Here is a 21318-nt window from a genome sequence, read left to right on the forward strand (position 1 = left end):
TTAAAAATATACTTATAAATCAACAACACGCTCATTATCTCAACTATGCCTTGATGGTTTATAATTGATATGAGAATATTTATTTTTCTTTAAAATAAATACAATCAACACGACCAGACGATTAATCATCCTTGCGATTTATAATTTCTGTCAGTACCGCCTCTACGACCATGTAATTTAGAGTGTTCAGGCATTACAGGGAGCAAAAAGTGTTAAAGAAACAGCAACATGACGAAGCTATCGACATGAATGAACCTCTGGCAATTATAGGAATGAATTGCCAATTCCCTGGTATTGATTCGGATATAGAACATGTTGACACATTTTATAATCTATTGCTAAGCGGACAAAGTCCAATCAGAGAAGTCCCGGAGAATCGCTGGAATATTGATCAATACTACGATCCAGACAGAAGAAAAGCAGATAAAATCATCAGCCGATTGGGTGGTTTTTTAAGTAATGCTCATTTATTTGACTCCGAATTCTTTAGAATATCGCCAGCTGAAGCCAAACAAATTGACCCGCAACATCGACTGTTCCTTGAAGTAGCCATACGAGCCTTAAACCATGCAAACATAACTCATGAATCACTCGATGGCAGCAAGACTGGTGTATATTGTGGTATTTCCTCCCAGGATTACAGTCACCTCAACTATAAAGACAACATACAGTTTAACGAATACACGCAAATTGGTGCGGCCAATAGCGCAGCGCCAGGAAGACTGTGTCACTTTTTAAACCTTAGAGGTCCCAGCATGACTGTTGATACAGCATGCTCCTCTTCCTTATCAGCCCTTTACGTTGCAGCAACCGATCTGCGAACACGACAATGCCACACGGCAATTGTTGGTGGAGTCCACCTCAATTTATGCCCTGAAAACTTTATCGGTTTGAGTAAAGCAAATATGCTGTCAGCAAAAGGACATTGCAGCAGTTTCGATATTGAAGCGGATGGTTTTGTGCGCAGTGAAGGTTGCGCTGTAGTTATTGTCAAACGGTTAAGCGACGCAATTAAAGACAAAAATAATATACTTGCCCTTGTAAAAAGCATCGTCATGAATCACGATGGAGACGAGGGAAGTCTTGTTGCTCCCAATGTTAATGCGCAAATTGCTATGCATCAGGCCTTACTGGAGCAAGCAAACATCACCCCACAAGACATTGATTATATTGAAACACATGGCACAGGTACTGTGATTGGCGACTCTGTTGAATTTAATGCCATTCAACACATACACCAAGGCCAACACTCCATTGAAAAACCGCTCATCTTGGGGGCATTAAAAAGCACTATTGGACATACCATTTCTTCATCAGGTATCGCTTCCTTAATAAAAGTAATCGGCGCTCTGAAAAACAAAACCATACCACCCAACTTATATTATTCAATCCCTAATGCAACCATTACCCCAGAAGCCATACCAGCCCTATTCCCGATTCACGCCGTCGATTTTTTGAAACAAAACAATAAAAAAAGGTATGCCCAGGTTTCCAATTTCGGTTTTAGTGGTACCAATGTCAGTCTTATCGTTGAAGAATCTCCAGACTCAGAAGTTTATGCATCCCCTATCGACAAAGACACCGAGTTATGTTTTTTGCTTTCAGCAGGTAACTCAGAATCCCTTAAAATGATGCTGACAGATTTTGTTTCTTATTTGAAGAACACCGCTGCTAACCTGAGTGATATTTGCCAGACTCTAATCAACTGTCGAGATCACTTTAAATACCGCTGCGCCATCATCGCAAAAGATAAAGATTCATTAATTCAAAAAATTGAATCTGAAGATTATGAAATCATAAAAGTCAGCATAAATCACCCACCTAAATATTTAAGTTTTACAGATAAACATCTTGTTGAATATTATTTGTCTGGTGATAACGTGCGAATTGAGGACAACGACTCCCCGTTTAATAAAACCGATTTGCCACTCTATCGATTTAATAGAAAATCCTTTTGGCACGAACCAAGAAATAAATCGGACAATAATCATTGGCTGGATGGATTTTATCAAAAATCGCCAACCCAACAGGATGAGGTCATCAAAGAAAAAATTGCTGGTCTTATAGCAACGTTACTTAATAAAGAACGTATAGACGAATACCAAGATTTTAATTCATTAGGCCTCACCACCGAATCATTGGCAGCTCTGGATCAACTCATTCAGGATTCTTTTGCTCCTCGATTTAAAGTGCCATCAACCCTAACGTCTCTTCAATTAAATGTGGTAAAACTGGCTCGTCATCTTCGCTCCATTATCGTTCCGGAAACCGTACAACGACAGCCATCTATTAATGTACTCAACATTGAACCAATCGCAATTATCGGCATGAGCTGCCGTTTTCCCAAAGCCGAAAATATTGATGCGTTTTTATCCTTATTAGACCAAGGGGAAAGCGGTATTAGTGATATCCCTCTGGAACGTTGGGATAACGATAAATATTATGACCCCGATTTAAATACCTTGGGCAAACTGTACATCAAACAATTAGGGTTCATGGATCATATTAAAAAGTTCGATGCCGATTTTTTTAATGTCAGCCCCAGAGAAGCCAAATTCATGTCGCCACAACTTCGCGTGTTTATGGAGGTATGTTATCACGCATTAGAGGACGCAAATCTTTCTCTGGATTCTATTAAAGACAGCAATACCGGAGTATTTGTTGGCGTTGGAACGAATGAATACCCACGCGTACTGATTGATAATGGCCTCAAATTAGAAGATCTGAGTATTTACCTTGCCACTGGAAATGTCCTAAATGCCTTGGCTGGCCGGGTAGCCTATGCCTTTGATTTTCACGGCCCAATCCAGGTCATCGACACCGCCTGTTCCTCATCGATGACAGCCATTCACAATGCCTGTCTCAGCCTGCAAGCAGGTGACTGCGACATGGCTTTGGCAGGAGGGGTAAACACTTTGTTAGCTCCTGAGTCGAACATCACCTTATCCAAAGCCCGAATGTTATCACCCGAAAGTCGCTGTAAAACATTTAGCGAAGACGCGGATGGTTACGCGCGAAGTGAAGGCTGTGGGGCTATTGTGTTAAAACGGTTAAGTACCGCATTAAAGGATAAAGATAACATCCTTGCCGTAATTAAAGGAACCGCCATTAACAGCGATGGTAAAAGTGGCGGTTTCACTGTACCCAATGGCACTGCTCAGGAAGAACTGATCCGTAGTGCCTTGGCCAAGTCAAAATTATCGCCTGGAGATATTGATTATATCGAGGCGCATGGAACAGGTACCCCGTTAGCAGATCCAATAGAAGCCAATACGCTGACTAAAATATTCAGTGACAGCCATAGCATGAAACAACCACTCTATATTAGCTCAGTAAAAACCAATATTGGTCACTGCGAAAGTGCATCCGGTGTGGCTGGAATAATCAAAGCCATTTTAAGCCTGAAAACTCACAAATTATTTAAACATCTCAATTTTAAAAAACTGAACCCTGAAATCGAATTAAAAAATGCAGTAATTCCACTAAAAACTATCGATTGGTCTGAACATACAAAGTTACGCTGTGCCGGAGTCAGTTCTTTTGGATTCAGTGGCGCCAACGCGCACATTATTCTGCAAGAAGCGCCACAGCAGCGTAAAGAGCTCCCAGCCCTTCCCCAGCAAGATTTTCTGCTGGTGTTGTCAGCAAAGAGCAAACTTTCTCTTGAATTATTGCTGGCAAGTTACCAAAAGTATTTAACGAATACCAATGAACGATTTGCAGACATATGCTTTACTGCCGCAACCTGCCGCAGCCATTTCCTCCACCGTGTTGTCATTAGAGCCAAATCAGCCCAACAAGCAGCGGAACAAATTGAAAGAAAAGAATACACCATTCATACATTAAAAAAATCCCGAGAAACAGCGCAACAAGGACTTGCTCTGGAGCAGTTGCAAAGAGCTTATGAGGACGGGTTTATTCTTAACTGGACTAATTTTTATCAGTCTTTAAATAGCCCTTTTGAAAAGGTTAAATTACCTTTATATGAGTTTGACAGAAAAGAATATTGGACAAAATCCAAAGACAAATTGAATGACATTCCAATTCCTGATCATTGGTGTTTCCAATTACAGTGGCAAATTCAACCCTGTGACAAAAAAAACCGTAAAATTCAGGGGATGAATTGGCTGCTCCTTGGTGCTGAGCATCTGGCATCTGATTTTAAAGCGAAAGGATTGAGGATTTTCGTTGAGGAAGATGGCATTGCTTTAGATCGATTGTATGGGATAATTTTTGCTGAAGGCCTGGATTCAACTGCGACTAAAGACACTGGCGCCAACATCGACTTCCAAAAGCACCTTACCAAAAAACTGGTGCATTTAATTCAAGAGTTCAATAAAAAAGCGCTTGCCCCCCAGTTAGTAGTTCTTACAACTAATGCTATAGCTGAACTTCCCTTAGGCAAACTTAATCTGAGCAATAGCCCGCTCATTGGACTGTGCAAAACCCTTGGTCTGGAGTTACCCCAATTTAATACCACTCTGATTGATTTGGAGCCATCAGAATCAACCATTATCACCAATCAGGTATTTGATGAGATGAGCCATAACCACGGTCCATTGCATGAGCATGTGGTATCTTATCGCAATGGGGTTAGAATGGTGTCTCGATTAAAAAGAGCCACCTTAGCTGACGAGAAAATTCTAATTTCAGGCAAAGGACGATACCTGATTTCAGGAGGCACAGGAGGACTAGGTCTGGTAACCGCGCAGGCACTGCTTTCAGCAGGAGCCAGGGAAGTAGTGATAATCTCCAGAGTAACAGATAAGCCTGAACTGAAAGCAGCCATAAAAAAAATTCTAATCGACTTCCCGGAACAGACCATACAAACGAGAAGTGTGGATGTCAGCAATAGAGAGCAAGTACAAAAACTCATAGCGGATCTTAATGCAGATAATCTGTTAAAAGGCATTATTCATGCAGCAGGAGCAGCAATAAAAGCTCCGTTAATAGATCATAAAGACGAAGATGTGGATTATTTATTTTCTGCAAAAGTCAAAGGAGCATGGCATTTACATGAACTAAGTCAACACTGTGATTTGGATTTCTTTGTCGTTTATTCGTCCATCTCCTCAGTATTCGGAAGCAACAAAGAATCCGTATACAGTGCCGCCAACAGTTTTCTTGATTTGCTGATTGCCGAGCGTCAACGCTTGGGGCTTCCGGGAACAGCCATCCAATGGGGGCCTTGGGGCGAGGTTGGAATGGCTAATAAACGTTCTCGAGATCAGGGGCTTAAAGAGGCATTGATCACCAATGAACAAGGTCATTCCTTTATTAAAGTAGTGCTCAATGGTCAGCTGTCTCAAGCAAGCATCATCTCGCCAGATTATCTCAAGTTCATGCTGGATTTTGTTCCAAATCCCTTGACCGGATTTTATAAAGTGCTTTCTGACGATCTTCTGCTGGATGAGCACCGTCTGACCAATCAAACAGCTAATAAAGATTGGTCCCAGTGGTTAAGTCATTACCTCAATATTAATAAAGAAAATCGATTTAAAGCCTGTAAAGACATGGTGTCAGGGATCTGCAAAGAGATATTGGAGCTGTCCTCAACTGACGATCTGGATGAAGACGAAGGTTTTTTTGAAATTGGCCTGGACTCGCTCATGATTGCCGAACTGGCGAACGAGCTAAAGAAAAAATTAGATCCTGCCATGAAGATCATGGTCAATATTGGCTTTAATTATCCCACCATTAATAAATTGGCAGGTCATATTGAATCAGAGCTGGATGCGAATTTCATTCAAAAACAGGCAGAACAACCATCAACGCCCAAAAATGAAGAAGCCATAGCGATTATAGGAATGAGCTGCAACCTTCCTGATGCCTCCGATATTGCAGCGTTCGAAACGTTGCTCGAACAAGGACTCAGCGGTATTAAGGATATTCCCATTGAGCGTTGGGATAACAGCAAATATTATGATCCCGATATGGATGCCCCGGGCAAATCCTACGTCACTAAAATGGGATTTATAGAGCACATCAAAGATTTTGATGCGAATTTTTTTGGCATTAGTCCACGCGAAGCCAAATTAATAGAACCACAGCAGCGCCTTTTTTTAGAGCAGTGTTATAAAGCTCTGGAATATGCAAACTACCCTCCTGATTCATTGCGCGGCAGCTTGACTGGAGTTTTTGCAGGTGTAGGGCCTAATGAGTATTATGCCCTATTGGAAAAATCAGGATTTTCCAATGAAGAATTGAGCGCATACTCGATTACCGGAAATGTATTGAATTTGATCCCAGGTCGAGTCGCCTATTTTTTTGATTTTAAAGGCCCTTCATTAAGCATAGATACCGCCTGTTCCTCTTCTATGGTCGCACTTCATTACGCCTGCCAAAGTTTAAAAAATCATGAAACGGATTATGCACTTGCTGGTGGCGTGAACATCCTGTTGATGCCTGAATCCAACGTAACCCTTTGCAAGGCCAAAGCCCTGGCACCCGATGGTCAATGCAAAACCTTTGATGAACGAGCAGACGGATATGCCCGAGCCGAAGGATGTGGTGTTGTCTTGCTCAAAAGATTATCCGATGCCCTGCGTGATAAAGATTCCATTTTAGCGGTAATCAAGGCAACAGCAGTCAATAATGATGGAAAGTCAGCAGGTTTAACTGTTCCTAATGGTACAAGCCAGGAAGAAGTGATGAAAACGGCGCTGAGCCAATCCAATCTGTCAAGCGAGGATATCAGCTATATTGAAGCGCATGGCACAGGTACCCCACTGGGTGATCCGATAGAGATTCATGCCATTAATCAGGTGTATGGGCCCCATCACACCAAGGAAAATCCGTTGTATGTGGGTACTGTTAAAACCAATATAGGTCATCTTGAAAGTGCTTCAGGGATTGCCGGCATTATAAAAACAATTATCAGTTTAAAAAATCAAAAAATTTATAAGATACTCAATTTTAATCATTTAAACCCTAACATTAGCTTAAATAATACCCGCATAGCCTTGCAGAATATGGACTGGAAAAGCAGTATTAAACCACGATGCGCAGGCATCAATGCCTTCGGATTTAGCGGCACCAATGCTCATGTCATTCTTCAAGAATTTCCTCAGCAGGACATGAGCAGATCAACACACACAGACCAGCTTCATGTGCTTGTTTTATCAGCAAAATCCAGTACAGCACTCATTCAATTATCCAAGGCGTATCAACAGTATCTGGAACACACCAAAGAGGATTTCAGCGATGTATGTTTTACTGCCGCAACATGCCGCGATCATTATTCTTATCGTTTGGTTCTCTCAGCAAAAAGTACCACCGAAGCCGCGCAACTTCTTAATTCAGGGCATTTTACCTTATCCTCTGCTCCAGGAAAAAGCTTCGAACGCACACACAAACCATTGCTTAATGACTTATTGATAAAGTACCTAAATGGCGAATCAATCGACTGGAAACAGTATTATAAATCACTAGGCACTGAGTTTCACACCGTTGTGCTACCTCATTATACTTTTGACCGCGTTGAATTCTGGCCGGATAAAAAAAGTGAATACGCACCGCCAGAAAGCCTAATCCATCCTCTTTTAGGACAAATGCTCTCCATGCCAGGAAATGAATTCCTGTTCAGAAACAAACTGGATTTGAATAATCTAAGTTATATAAAACACCACATGGTATTTGATAAAGTGGTTGTTCCGGCGACGGCCTATCTTGAGTGTGGATTAACCGCTGCAAAGGAATTACTCAAGAGCAATGAGCTGAGTATTGAACACGTTCATGTCGAACGTCCATTATATCCTCGACAAGGTCAAGAGATTCAACTTCTGGCAAAACCAATCCAAAATGGACGATACAAAATCAACTTTTTCGCACAGCATGATTCAAGTTGGCAGAAATATGCCGAAATGGAATGTTGCCCCAAAACCAGTTCTACCCCCGTATACATCAACATTAACGAGCTCAAATCATCCTTTGATAAAAAGCTGGATCTGTCGCAAATTTATGATCACTTTAAAAATCGCTCATTATTTTATGGCAAAGAATTTCAGGTGATGCAGGAAGGATATATTGGCACGGACAGCATACTATCTAAAATAACCTTAACCCAGGCAACTCAGACGACTGATTATCATTATCACCCCATACTACTTGACGGTGCCATTCAAAGCATTGTTCTGCTCAGTATGAATTCAGTGGAGCATTCAACTTACGTTCCCTATTCTCTGGATCAGATGACCACCTTTCACCATGCGCCGCGAACTATTTGGGTGCACTTGCTCAAAAGAAGAACGAAAGACGAACGCGATCTGTGCTTTGACTTAAAAATCTACGATGACTCAGGGTTATTGATTGCGTCTATCAAAGAGCTGAAATTAAGAAAAGTCACACCCAATCAATTTATTTCCTATGAATCCGTTCTGAACCATCTGTATCAAATTCAATGGAAGCAGGTTGAACACCAACAACCAGTCGATCAGAGATTACCCGAACTATTGGTCATTTCAAGCGATCCCGAAAAAGCTAAAATACGATTAGGAACGCTCCGTTACCAACTCATAAAAGAAGTCAGATCTCTGGCCGATATAGAGCATAAACATATCGTGTTTCTCTATGATCAAAGTCAATTTTATGAATTGGTACATTGCTGCAAAATGCTCTTTAAATCACGCCCGGAAAGCTTTACCTTGGTAACAGAACAGGCTTTTGCCCTGGACGAGAATGAGGCAGTCAATCCCTACCACACCATGGCCACTTCTTTCTGGAACAGTTTTAGAAACGAACTCGATTTAAAACAAAATTACACCGTGGATTGTGATGCCAAGAGCAACCTGGAAGATGCATTTCATTATTTATTTAATGCCAATAATGCCGAAACACAATGCGCTCAGAGAAAGGCACTCTATGTATCCAGATTGAAAAACAAACATCTGCACATAAATCAGTCACAACAAAAATCAATATTTGATTCTCAGGCCAGTTATCTGATTATTGGCGGAACAGGTGGTTTAGCAACACCATTAATACACTATCTAATCTCAAGAGGTGCACGAAACCTCCATCTGACCAGTCGTTCAGAACCATCAGCTTCCATTCAATCCTTAATTGAAAGTGCAAAACAAAAACAGATCCACATAAAACATCATCAAATCAATGCCAGCAATTATCAACACATGGAGCAATTGATCAAATCCCTTACTCAAGATTCTTTACCCCTTAAGGGAGTATTCCATCTGGCTGGAATCGTTCAGGATGGCTTGATAATCAATTTAACCAAAGAACAAATAGAAAACGTACTCACCGCAAAGATGGAGAGCGCCCTGATTCTTCATCAGTTAACAAAAACTATTCCTCTTGAACTGTTTGTTCTTTTTTCTTCTTCGGCATCCATTCTGGGAGCAAAAGGACAAGCAAACTATGCAGCAGCAAATGGATTTTTGGACGGATTAGCGCATCGGCGACACCATGAAGGTTTGCCCGCAATTGCAATAAACTGGGGACCTTTTCAAAACACCGGAATGACATCAAACCTGACCCAAGCCATGCAACAACATGGTTTTATGCCCATGGAACCAGACAACATTGAGATACTCGATGTGTTATTAACCAGTCAATTAACCCAAATTGCTCCATGCCCTATGGATTGGACTGTCTATTTCAAACACTCGCCCAAACAAGCCCTGTTTGAAGAGCGTGTCAAAATGCCCACAACACCGGATAATCACTTTTTAAATTCTTTGAAACAGGTTACTAAAGAAGAGATCATTGCAAAACTAAGTCAGGCTTTATGTTCCATCACCGCTGAAGTTCTGAGGCTGGACAGCGGCAATCAAATCACTACAAAAGATAATCTATTTTCCATCGGAATGGACTCACTCATGTCTATAGAAGTAAGAAATCGTATTCACGATTTGCTGCACTTTCCCAAACTGAGTTTACCCATAGAGTACTTCATCAATAGTCCGACTATTGAAAAAATTGCGACCGAAATTGCCAATAATCTATATCCTTTGCTCCACTCTGAAACTATTGATTCGACAAGTGCACCAATATCCGAACAAACCGTTCCATTGTGTGATTTTCAGTACATTTTTTGGGTGATGAATAAACTCAATTACAGCTTTAATATTGGCATGCAAGTGCAAATACATGGTCCCCTTAATAAAGATTATCTGGCCCAGGCCTTTCATTATGTTGTAGAACAAAACAGCGCATTCTGGATTCAATTTAACAAAGAGGACCCCATACAAACCATTAATCGACACGGTCATTTTCAATTAATATTTCATGACATCTCTTTGAATAATGAGCGAGATGTACTTCATATGGAATTTTACAGAAACCTGATGCGTCTTATTCCCTTATCAGAACAACCCTTAATCAGAGTATATCTGTATAAAATAAATAACGATCTGCATGAATTGCATCTGTTAATCCCTCACATCATTGTAGATGATACCTCTTGTGAACTGGTTTGGAGCCAATTTAAAAACAGCTATGAGCAGCTTGTCCAGGGAAAAAAATTACTGCCCTCTCCAGAAAGAGAATCGTTCTTTAATTATGTGAAACACAACAATGAACATTATGAAAATAATCTGACTGCTAAAATTGATTTTTGGAAACACTACAATCGCGGATTTGAATTATTAAGCTTTGGACATGGAAATCATTTGCCTGATGCAGCCATTCAATCACAGTTTTTATGCCACTACCCTATTCCCAATCGCATCATGGATTCATTTTTTGAGTGGCATAAAAAAAAGAATATCAACGTAACTTCTGGCTTGATTGCCGCTTGCCAAATCGCGTTTTACACAATCAGCCACCAGAGTAAAATTCCTGTAATTTTGATTCGTAGCGGAAGAGAAGGCAGCCGATATAAATCCGTTGTGGGTCTTTTTTCTGAATACAAACGCATTAATCTGGCTTTGGATGAAAAAAGTCGATTTATTGATTGCATACATACCATAGAAGAACACATTCTTAAAACGGCACCCTATCAACAATGTTCTCATTTCATCAAAGATCTGGGATTTAAAAATTCAAAATTGACCTTTAGCCAATATCTTTCCTATGCAATAAACAAACTGCTTCTCACAAAGCAATTTAAAGAAAGTAAAATCAATTCTCTTGTAATCAAATATTATCTCAAATATTTAAGCAGGACAAAAACCTTTAAAAACAGCCTGTTGATTAAACAAAAAATCAATGAATTGTTTAATTTGAACTTGCCGATCCAAAAACCCGACAGACTTAGAGTACTCATCAGTATTACACCCAGTTTATTTACTAAAGAACAACAGGACATGAATTTTGGCCATCTGAATTATTCTTATCCCAGTCATTTCAGCTGCATGGATCGCCCTATCAGTAACAAAACCTTATGGGTTTATTTCTCAAAAAATCAACATGGGGAATATCAACTGTCAATCAACGGCCCATTAACACAAGAATGTAAAGATAAAATCAGCATTGAGCTGAATAAAATTATCTCCCATATTGGTGAACATAATTCATGCACTGTTGATGAACTAATAAATAAGTCCAATATTCCAGTTAATATCAAATAGAATTGCCTATTCGAATCATTGACATAATATCAACTTTTCTTACATCATATTTCTTACTTCTAAAAGGACTTAAAATCAAAATGAATACATCAAGATTCTCTCGATTAATGCTATTGCCCTTACTTTCTATTCCCACTGTCTTACAAGCCAATCCAGATCAACTAAACCCCTATGACGTTGGCAGCTTTACTTTGAACGCATCAATAGGCTATTTATCAGGAAAATCAAAAGAGTTTGTTTATGATGCGCCAACAGGACGAAAAGTAAGTGAGTTAGACTGGAAAATTAGTGGGGAACCCATCATCCGTGGAGAAGCTAATGTTCATCTGTTCCGATGGCTGGATTTTAATGCACAGGGATGGATCACTATACAGCAAGGCCGAGCGGTAATGGATGATTATGACTGGTTTAACCCTAATCAAATCTTCTGGACTCATTGGTCCCATCATGAAGATACGAATTTACGTCAAGCGAACGAGTTTGATTTGAATTTAAGATCATGGTTTATTCAAAAACCATCCTATCAAGTGGCTGGAATGGCAGGCTATCAACGTACTCTATTTAGTTTTCTGGCTAAAGGCGGTTGCTTTACCTATGATAATGGAAGCGATATTGGCTGTTTTGTTCCTGGCGAAAGCGTTATAGGATATAAGCAGGTCTATAAATCGCCTTATATTGGGCTTGCTGGAGCCTATCTGGTTCGATCCTTTGAGTTTAATGGCCTGTTCAAGTTCAGTAACAGAGTCAATGCAAAAGACGTCGATCAGCATTATTTACGCACTCTGACCTTTCATGATCAAAGTAATCACTCCAAATACTATAATGCCGTGCTCAACGCAGGCTATTTTATAAAGCCGCAGATCAAACTGTTCGTAGAAGGTTCACTAACCTATTTCCCCAATACTATAGCCGAGACTGAAAAGATTGATAACAGTACTGGGGCTCTAGAGTACTTTCCAAGAGGTTCCGCTGGTTTAGGAAATAGAAACTACATCATCGCTCTGGGCATTCAATACCGTGGCAAGGTAACAGAGACATCTTGATTCATTTCCGCAGAGTCATTGTCGCTGGTTAAACCCTGATTAAAATTAATAGCGCCTTTTCGAGCCATCCAGACACTATGTGTTCCCTGATTAGTAATGGCAACCTTATTAATTTCCTCCCCGCCTAGATACGCATCGGAAAAATCGAGCAGATTTTTAAAAAAATCTTTTGTAGTAATCAAGGCACCTAACAGGTCAAAAGCAGTGTACCCAGCATTGTTTTTATTCTCTTGATACTGATTCCAGATGCCAAGTTCAGTTGCCCTGCCTTTTAATAAATTCAGCATTTCTTCTTGTCCGGTAATTGAAGCAATATGAAATACACTGTTTCCCCGGGGAGTTGATTTCATCAAATCTGCAGCTGAATAAAACGGTAGCAATAGATTAACGCCCTCAATATCGCCTGCCTTGACCAATAACATCAATGGTGTGTTTACCGGTACTCCAAGAGTTGCTGCTTCAGCAGTTATTTCTCTATAGGGTTGATTAGGCGTTAGTAAAAGCCGTTTTGCCGAGTCGGATCTTTGAGCTAACTCAGCTAGTTTACTTAATACGGACATAACTTCCTTGTGACCTACTTCAAGATACTCTTTTTGCTTGGTAAAAACATGTTGTGCCAGAAAAGCAGTCAATGGAGTATTGCCCAAATCGTCTTTAGAATAGGAGTTCGACTTAAAGGATCGCACCATGTAATGAAGAACATCCCTCTCTGTGGTAGATGATAGCCCACGAATTAATTGAGTATGCTTGTATAATACAGGCGCATTGCTAATCAAAGTTGACGGATTGTCATGATCCAGATCATCATCAGTGTGGACTACATCCACAAACAAACTGCGTACATTGTTTATAAAAGAGAATAAAGCATAGGTTACAGGGGCCCAAATAAATTTCAAGCTTAATACATAAGGTACATAAGACTCGTTGTTCCGGGGAAGATCAAAAAGTTTAGACCAAAAATTTCTACGCTCTATTGCCATTAAATGCTCCTGGTATAAGATCATTATACAGCGAGAGGCTTAAGCTATTCTTAGCTCGATATGAACTTCACACTGGATTGATGAATTTCCTATTTGATTGCCACAATATAATTTATCCTGTTCTTTAGAGTCTATCAAAATGCATCCCTTTTAATTGCTCAGGGATTTTTATTAATTTGGTCTATAATCGTTGATGGTGTTAGAATCTGAGGCAATACAACCGGATTACCTGATTTAGGGTAATACACATAGAGTGGTACACCGGCACGATCAAATTGTTGCAAATACTTTAAAATGGCATCGTTTTTATTGGTCCAATCTGCCTTTATTACGATAATTTGTTCCTTGTTAAAGAAACTGTGTACTTCACTAGTATCTATTGCTATTTTTTCATTGAATTTACAAGTAATGCACCAGGCCGCTGTCGCATAGACAAAGACTTTCTGATGGTTCTTTAACAGTTCATCCAGTTTTCCAGAGGAATATTCATAAGTTTGTATGTGTTGATGTTTCTGAGTCAACTCCTGATTTATCCAATACAATGGGTACATCACAAGAGCAAAACTGACCAATAAGGCTATCCAACGCAATGTTCCATGCCGAACAGTGCGTAAAAACCAAAAAAACAGCAACAGAAAACACAAACTGACCAATAACATCATGACGCTGTCATTACTCATTTGAAAACCGGCCACCCATAACAACCAGATAACCGACAGTAGCATGGGAAATCCAAGAAATTGTTTCAATTTCTCCATCCATGCACCCGGCTTGGGCAAAATAACCTTGTTGTTCGGAAGCATACACAAGAACAGATAAGGCAAGGCAAATCCAAATCCAAGAGACAGAAATATCAAGAAAGCCACCCAGCTTCCCTGACTTATGGCCACACCGACCGCCGTTGCCATAAATGGGGCTGAGCAAGGTGTGGTGACCACTGCAGCCAAAACACCCGTACCAAAGGCATAAAGCAATTCATGTGTTTTTTGCCATCTTAGATTGGTGCTTAACGAAAATGGAATATCAAAAAAGCCAAATAAATTAAGCGTAATAAGCGCGAACAAAAAAATCAGCAGGATTAGAACGAATGGGGACTGCATTTGAAATCCCCACCCCACCTGACTACCCAGATTTTGCAAGAGAAGTGTTACCAGAGCAATGATAAAAAAGAAAACCAGTACACCCAGTGTATAAAAAACACCGTGCATACGTTTATTTTTAAATGAATGAAGCGTCAGTATTTTGAGTGATAAAATAGGAAACACACAAGGCATCAGATTTAAAATCAATCCCCCCAGGAAAGCAAAAAGCACAATCGTTCCTAACCAATAGCTATCATTCTGATCATTTGTCACTGGCTCAGTCTGATTAGTCCCATTGAGCTTAGATAAAGCCTGAGAGTCGTATACTTGTTTCGATAATGAAACGGCGTGTTGGTTATTCACCAAGGTTAGCTGAAACGGTTGTTTTAGCAAGAGTGCCAAAGTCTGGTCAGATTCAGAGGCTGCATTTTTTTTAACTTGAATAGAATAGTAGCCTTGATTCTTATCAATTTGTGTTAACGTGGGAACATTAAACAATAACCCGTCAGCACCTTCAATAAATAATTGTGCGTCTTTAAGATCTTCTGCAGACCTAACACTAACCTTCAAATTGGCCGATGTATCATCCTGATGGGTTACAGCCACATCATGGATTCCCAAATTATCGGTATTGCCAGATTTCGGAATGGCTTCTATCGCTTTGTCGATTAATTTTGCATTGGGCGATAACGCAGCATCACCTGGAGGCAAAATTAATCCTAATTGTGTCTGTTGAGGTACACAGGCGGTAGGGTTGCATAATAAATAATCCAGTTTTAGATTCAAAGACAAAGTTTTGGTGGGATCTATCGGAACGATCTTTACTGGAAACATCACTTCATTTTTGTAAACATTGGCAATAAAGTCATTGCTTTTTATTCGCATTGGCCATGGCCACCATACTTCAGCTTGCTTTAAATTCTGACTGCCTTCCCATGAAAACTTCGCCCCGTACCCTACCTCTCCAGGAGTACGCCAAAAAGTTTCCCACCCTTTAGGGAGCTTCACCTGTACACCTACAAAAATATCATGTCCTTTTTTTATACTGTCACTATTACTCAGAAGAGAAGAATGTGCTTCCGGAGTATCAGAGGCATAAGCGGACACAGAATTGAGCAGGGGTAGGAGAAGAAGAACAAATAAAACACTGCATATTTGCACTAATCGATGCATGGAGATTCTCTCATGGTTATGTCTAGATTCTAGACTACAAAATGCGGTTTGCAAATATTGTATACAAATATGGGTATTTATTTACTGTTTGTTAACAATTGACCATTAGAAAGATAGCACCAATAAGGTAACTCAATGTGCTCCTGCAGCCACTTAGCGCATTCCCTTCCCTTGAGCATGGCCATGGTGGTGATGCTTCCTGCGATGATGCATTGCGCAGCCAGCACTGTAAGAGAGACAGGACAATCTTCCACTGGCCAGCCTGTTTTAGGATTCAGAAGATGGGAATAACGCTTGCCGTCAAGCTCTATAAAACGCTCATAAACACCCGAAGTGGCAATCCCACCTTGTTTCACATGCAATTCCCTGAGTGACGCCCCTTTTTTTTGAGGATTTTGAATGTGTATAGACCAGTAATCATCGTCAGGATATGGCCCTATGATGCGAATGTCTCCACCCAAATCAACCAGACCACTGTTAATCCCTTGCTGTTGACATAAACTGGCAACGGCGTCAGCGGCGTATTCCTTAACAATACCACCAAAATCAATTTCCATATTTTTTTGAGGTAAGGCAAATTGCTGGCCCTGACGGTACACCTTCTGCCAACCCACCAGGTCCAGGAGTTCATCCAGTAGGGTTTGAGAGGGCGCTTTTGTCGTTATATTTCCTGTTTTAAAATTCCAGGCTTTACGTAATACTCCGGAAGTAATATCAAACAACCCATCGCTTTCATGAAAACAAACATCGGCATAATTAAGTATGGCACTCGTTTCTTCGTCCAGGGTAAGCAACCGATCACTACCTGCTGATTGATTTATTCTGCTGATAACACTGTCTGCTTTGTATCGGGAATATTTATCATTCAGCCGATTAACTTCTTGAACTGCCAGTTTCAAGACCTTGGTCGCATGCTCTTTGTTTTTACTCATAAGACGAACTTCACATGGCGATCCCATAGAGACAAAGCGAACCGCCAAAGGCTTTAACTTCCTGACTGCTGAAGATTTAGCCACAACCGCAACCCCCACCTCCCAAACTGACACTACCTCGGGAGGATTCAAGAGCTTTTTCCATGGTTTTATTGTTCATGTATGCTGGAATGGACCAAGGTTCTAGTGACATGCTCGGTTTGGTGAAGTTGCCTTTTTCCCAGGGTTCAACCTTGGTGCACCCTGTGATGCAAGTAACATCGATTAAAGCAAGTAACAACACAACACCTGCCGTACATTGCCTATTATTCAACTTAATTCGTTTATACTTGCTTGCAACATCACGCATCATAGTTACCCTTTATTTAACCAGTCCTTTAATGATTGCACTATTGCCTGCATCATATCCAGGAAATACACGAATTATCTTTTTATCTGGCCCGATGAGATAGGAGGTCGGCATTTTTGATAATCCAAATTGTTTAGCAGCCGAGCCATCCGGATCAGACAAATGAGAAAAAGAAGAAGGATACATTTTCAAAAACTGTTTTGCTGCGGCCGGATCTTTATCAGTATTAATTCCCACCACTTTAAAACCCTTTGCATTAAGACTTTTTGATAAACTGGATAATTCAGACATCGACTGGCGACAGGAAGCACACCAGGAAGCCCAGAAATCAACTAGAATATATTTTGCCTTGATGTTGGCAATATTCACCTTGGTAGCAGGATTAGACATTAGCGGTAACGATATTGCAGGAACGGGACTTCCTGCACCTACTGCAAACAACACAGATGGCATCAGGGCACAGATAAATAAACTGACCAACGCACATGTTCTCATCACTCTCTCCTTGTTAATGGTTAATGCACTAATAAACGCCTTTAATTCCGACATACACCACCGCCATCCTGATTTTGGTAAATTCAGGTTCTGTCGGATACGTTACTTTGGTACCACCTAAACGCATGGAGGCATTTCTGACTCCATACGAGCCTCCAATATACGCGGTATTACTGGCAGATAACTGTTTATCCACCTCCAACAAACCAGACAACTGACCATAAGAAGCAAAACGATAGTCACTGGTATAGAATAGAAACGTACTTTGTGGCGTAACGTTTGGAGGCGTTAACAGATTATAGTACTTAGTACCCGTTTGTGAATAATAACGAATACCAGGCTCCAAACCCCAACCATTCACCAAATCCATACGCAAAGTGGATTTCACCGTCGAGGAGCTAACGCCCCAATCATCTGTATAATAACGATACTCCAAATTGAACCCAGCTTCATGAAACGATTGTATATAATGTAGATACTTACCCGCAAATGACCAACCGACTCTCCTGTCTGGCATATAATCCGGTTTATAAGGATCGTTCATAAATCCTCTGTCCAAAAAATACGTTACTGCAAATTGAGCCAGAGTGGTAGTATTGATGACTTGAGTTATCCCGCCCATCATTTGCCAATTATTATTCGTTCCGCCCACCCGAGGGTTTATCGCGCCAAGCTGATTGGGTATAATGTCATTGAATGTATAGCTCGTTCCAATATTTAAAGCTGTATTTTTATTATTTAAATCGATGCTTGTTTCTGCTCCGAGAAAATTTGATTTGTAATCGTATTCTCTCGATGCGCCAACTTCCACTTTGGTGGTCGCTTTTTCTCCATAATAATTTAAACTGACCGCCCCTTCATTACGTTGATCACGAACGGATGCGCCAGTTACTGCCTGTTTGGCAACTCCGGTATCGGGAGCAACCACTCCGGGCGATGCGCCGGTTACTGTATAATATACAGGAGAAGCACTGGTTAAAGCATCACGACCAACAGCCACCTTGAAATCCATCTTTTCTGTAAACGGAATTTCTAAATACGCATTGATGGCATTAACATCAATCATAGGGTCGGGACTATACGGTACCAGATTATATTGTTGGTTGTTGTGAGTAATTTTGGTTAAAGCCAATGCGACATCAGCAAAAAGATTTTTGACAGGATGCATGATTCGGGTAAAGACCTTGGAATCCGCGCCAAAAATGGCATGAGGGTCGTACTCCGAATCCGTGGCCGTATCCGATTGTGAATCGTTGGCCGCAGCATCAGATGAATTCGCACCAGCGTCGCTGGAAGTCCCGCCATCTTCCTCAAGCTTTTCACTGGAAGAGCCGGTGTCCTCATCCAGCTTTTCAGACGTAGAACCAGTATCCCCATCCAATTTTTCTGAGTTACTTACACTGTTCAGTAGAGCAGCATCCCCTCCTTCAGGGTCAACGACCTTGTCAGGGCAATCATTCAGATAAAATATTTGAATGGGCTTCAAATCAAGAAGTTTTTTGAGATAAGGAGCAACGCAGAGGACAGGACTACCGTTGTCCGCGCCAAAAGAAAGACTCGCTGTTTTTTTTAACACAGGCGGCTCAATTTTGGTAACACCCAGCTGATTAGTCGATTCCGCCTGATTCGTTGATACAGCGGCAAAGTTTAAAGCGGGTAACATCACAGCAGCAGCTGTCAATGAAGATAGAATTGAATTTTTTTTCATTATCGCTTGTTTATTATTATTAATTCAATTTGCTGAGCAATAAAGTTTCAAAGCGCAGAAAGAATTTTAGGAAAATTAATCATACGTATTAAATCTTATAAGTCAATAAGTTAGGAACTAATTAATTAACGTCCTTTAATTGCAGAAAATGAAATAAAGAATTTCCCCCAGCAACCTCTATGATATGCCTGGCGTTTAAAATCTTTAACTCAATTCCAGATGATTCAATTAACACAGGCATTGAACTGCTACACCAAAGGGAATTTCAGGGTTTATGTAAATGGATACTGTCTTATAACTTAACGCTTTAACAGAATTCTCCATGGTTGAAAATAGGTCCAGATGTCTGCTTCTTTATAAGCAGGACGTGACTGCATTCGTTTAAACCAACTCTTTAAATCAACAGATTCCACTAACGGATACTCACCTATCATTTTTAAACGTCCTAATAAAACTACGATAAGAATATCAACCGAACTGATTTTCTCACCCAATAAAAATGTTTGTGGAACTGGTAATTTTTTGAGGTAACAACGAATATTGTTACGCTCAATCTCCAGTTTTTCAACAAGAGATCCTTCTGTAAAATAAGCCAAACGCTGTTTATTCAGACTGATTTTGGCTTCAATTGCAGCCTTATCCGACGACGTCGGCAGCTCGGCTTCCAGAGAGCGAATTGCTTTTCGCAACATTTTGAGAGCAAAAAATCTAAGTGGAGCGATACTGCTCAAGGCTTTACCAAAAGTCAGTCGTTCAATTGTAATGGAATATTGATCGCGGACCAGTTCCTCGATTCTTACGGCACATTCGGCATCTGCATCCATCCAGAGCTCGCCAGCCTTATCAGCCGCAAACTTTAAAATATCCTGACTGTCTGTCCAAATCTGCTCGTTATCAACCAGAGTAGGTACCGTCATGGAAGGGTTTATCTTCATATACCAGGGAGATAATTGCTCTTTAGCTAAATGAATATCCATACGCCGGAGTTGAAAAGGCACACCTGCCTCGAGTAAAGCGTAACGACCAATCATCGAATAATATGAAGAAGAAGCACTATACAAAACCATAATCAATCCCTGATCAGAGCACTAATTAAATATAAGAGTATCAAGATCGCTGACTTTTAGAAATACGTTAAATCCACTACTTTTAATAAGTGATATTTAATAAGACCTTATAAGCTGTTTAACGGTATTTTTAAGTAACGTATTCCATTGGCCTCAGGCTCACTCAGCTTTCCAGCCAGAATATTGACCTGTATGGATGGAAGTAATAATCTGGGGACTGGTTTCCCTTTATCTTTAGCCAAGCGCTGAATCACATAAGCTTCTTCTGAAACATCTCCCTTGACCATAATATTATGTTTTTTTTGTGCCCCAACTGTAGATAGGCAATCAGGATCCTGGCCTGAAGGCGGATAATCATGGCAAGTAAACAGGCGAGTATTTTCTGGTAATGAAAGAATCTTTTGAATGGAGCGATAGAGTTGATTGGCACTTCCTCCGGGAAAGTCGGTTCTGGCAGTGCCCACATAGGGCATAAAGAGAGTATCACCAACAAAAGCAGCATCTTCAATTAAATAGGTAACACAGGCCGGAGTATGACCTGGAGTATGCATTACTCGAACCGGAAGCGTGCCAATATAAAAAGTTTCCTCGTCCTTAAACAGATGATCAAATTGAGATCCATCAAATGATGATTCACCTGAACAATTAAAAAGTGGCATCCAGAATTGCTGCACGTCTTTAATATGCTCTCCAATAGCTATCCGCCCACCGACTTTATTTTTTAAGTATTGAGCAGCAGTGAGATGATCTGCATGGGCATGAGTCTCCAATATCCATTCAACTTCCAAGTGATTGAGCTGAATAAACTCAAGCACTTTGTCTGCTGAGTGTGTCACAATTCGCCCGGAAGGCATATCAAAATCGAGAACAGCATCGATGATGGCACATTTTTTTGTTTTACTGTCTGCTACAACATAGGTAAATGTTGCCGTATCATTATCAAAGAAATGGTGAATTAACATAA

Annotated in this window: 10 protein-coding genes; 2 read left to right on the forward strand and 8 right to left on the reverse strand. The window is 40.5% G+C overall.

Features of this window, described 5'->3' with window-relative positions; genetic code table 11:
• Positions 1-245: 245 nt before the first annotated feature.
• Positions 246-11525 (forward strand): SDR family NAD(P)-dependent oxidoreductase, encoded by an 11280-nt coding sequence (locus ELY21_RS12815; protein ID WP_127110099.1) that lies wholly within the window; start codon positions 246-248, stop codon positions 11523-11525.
• 80 nt (positions 11526-11605) lie between these two features.
• Positions 11606-12568 carry an omptin family outer membrane protease gene (locus tag ELY21_RS12820; protein ID WP_127110054.1) on the forward strand — a complete coding sequence of 321 codons (963 nt, stop codon included), beginning with the start codon at positions 11606-11608 and terminating at the stop codon, positions 12566-12568.
• Here the strand turns inward: ELY21_RS12820 and ELY21_RS12825 are convergent.
• From ELY21_RS12825 to ELY21_RS12860, 8 genes are all read right to left on the reverse strand, one after another.
• Complete coding sequence (locus ELY21_RS12825; RefSeq protein ID WP_127110056.1) at positions 12535-13548, reverse strand: ankyrin repeat domain-containing protein; 1014 nt, start codon at positions 13546-13548, stop codon at positions 12535-12537. The two genes, ELY21_RS12820 and ELY21_RS12825, sit on opposite strands and share 34 nt — an antisense overlap.
• 158 nt (positions 13549-13706) lie before the next feature.
• A complete protein-coding gene (locus tag ELY21_RS12830; protein ID WP_127110058.1) occupies positions 13707-15803 on the reverse strand; it encodes a protein-disulfide reductase DsbD in 2097 nt (698 codons plus the stop codon).
• A gap of 77 nt (positions 15804-15880) precedes the next feature.
• Positions 15881-16819 carry an FAD:protein FMN transferase gene (locus tag ELY21_RS12835; protein ID WP_199741714.1) on the reverse strand — a complete coding sequence of 313 codons (939 nt, stop codon included), beginning with the start codon at positions 16817-16819 and terminating at the stop codon, positions 15881-15883.
• Positions 16812-17087: a DUF4266 domain-containing protein gene (locus ELY21_RS12840; protein ID WP_081675683.1), complete on the reverse strand. Its 276-nt coding sequence runs from the start codon at positions 17085-17087 to the stop codon at positions 16812-16814. Before ELY21_RS12840 ends, ELY21_RS12835 begins: the two co-directional genes overlap by 8 nt.
• Positions 17088-17096: 9 nt before the next feature.
• On the reverse strand, positions 17097-17633 hold the full coding sequence (locus ELY21_RS12845) for a TlpA disulfide reductase family protein (RefSeq protein ID WP_127110060.1): 537 nt from the start codon (positions 17631-17633) through the stop codon (positions 17097-17099).
• Complete coding sequence (locus ELY21_RS12850; RefSeq protein ID WP_127110062.1) at positions 17608-19287, reverse strand: DUF3570 domain-containing protein; 1680 nt, start codon at positions 19285-19287, stop codon at positions 17608-17610. The genes ELY21_RS12845 and ELY21_RS12850 overlap by 26 nt, the downstream gene beginning before the upstream one ends.
• Before the next feature lie 299 nt (positions 19288-19586).
• Positions 19587-20354 carry a glutathione S-transferase family protein gene (locus ELY21_RS12855; protein ID WP_127110064.1) on the reverse strand — a complete coding sequence of 256 codons (768 nt, stop codon included), beginning with the start codon at positions 20352-20354 and terminating at the stop codon, positions 19587-19589.
• A gap of 107 nt (positions 20355-20461) precedes the next feature.
• The gene (locus tag ELY21_RS12860) at positions 20462-21316 is read right to left on the reverse strand and encodes an MBL fold metallo-hydrolase (protein WP_127110066.1); all 855 of its coding nucleotides are present in this window, start codon (positions 21314-21316) and stop codon (positions 20462-20464) included.
• Positions 21317-21318: the final 2 nt, after the last annotated feature.

Source organism: Legionella sp. km535 (genome assembly GCF_003990085.1).
Lineage (GTDB): Bacteria > Pseudomonadota > Gammaproteobacteria > Legionellales > Legionellaceae > Legionella > Legionella moravica.

Coding starts and splice junctions, on each gene's coding strand:
- ELY21_RS12815 (WP_127110099.1), top strand. CDS start 246: ATGAATGAACCTCTGGCAATTATAGGAATGAATTGCCAATTCCCTGGT.
- ELY21_RS12820 (WP_127110054.1), top strand. CDS start 11,606: ATGAATACATCAAGATTCTCTCGATTAATGCTATTGCCCTTACTTTCT.
- ELY21_RS12825 (WP_127110056.1), bottom strand. CDS start 13,548: ATGGCAATAGAGCGTAGAAATTTTTGGTCTAAACTTTTTGATCTTCCC.
- ELY21_RS12830 (WP_127110058.1), bottom strand. CDS start 15,803: ATGCATCGATTAGTGCAAATATGCAGTGTTTTATTTGTTCTTCTTCTC.
- ELY21_RS12840 (WP_081675683.1), bottom strand. CDS start 17,087: ATGATGCGTGATGTTGCAAGCAAGTATAAACGAATTAAGTTGAATAAT.
- ELY21_RS12845 (WP_127110060.1), bottom strand. CDS start 17,633: ATGTCGGAATTAAAGGCGTTTATTAGTGCATTAACCATTAACAAGGAG.
- ELY21_RS12850 (WP_127110062.1), bottom strand. CDS start 19,287: ATGAAAAAAAATTCAATTCTATCTTCATTGACAGCTGCTGCTGTGATG.
- ELY21_RS12855 (WP_127110064.1), bottom strand. CDS start 20,354: ATGGTTTTGTATAGTGCTTCTTCTTCATATTATTCGATGATTGGTCGT.
- ELY21_RS12860 (WP_127110066.1), bottom strand. CDS start 21,316: ATGTTAATTCACCATTTCTTTGATAATGATACGGCAACATTTACCTAT.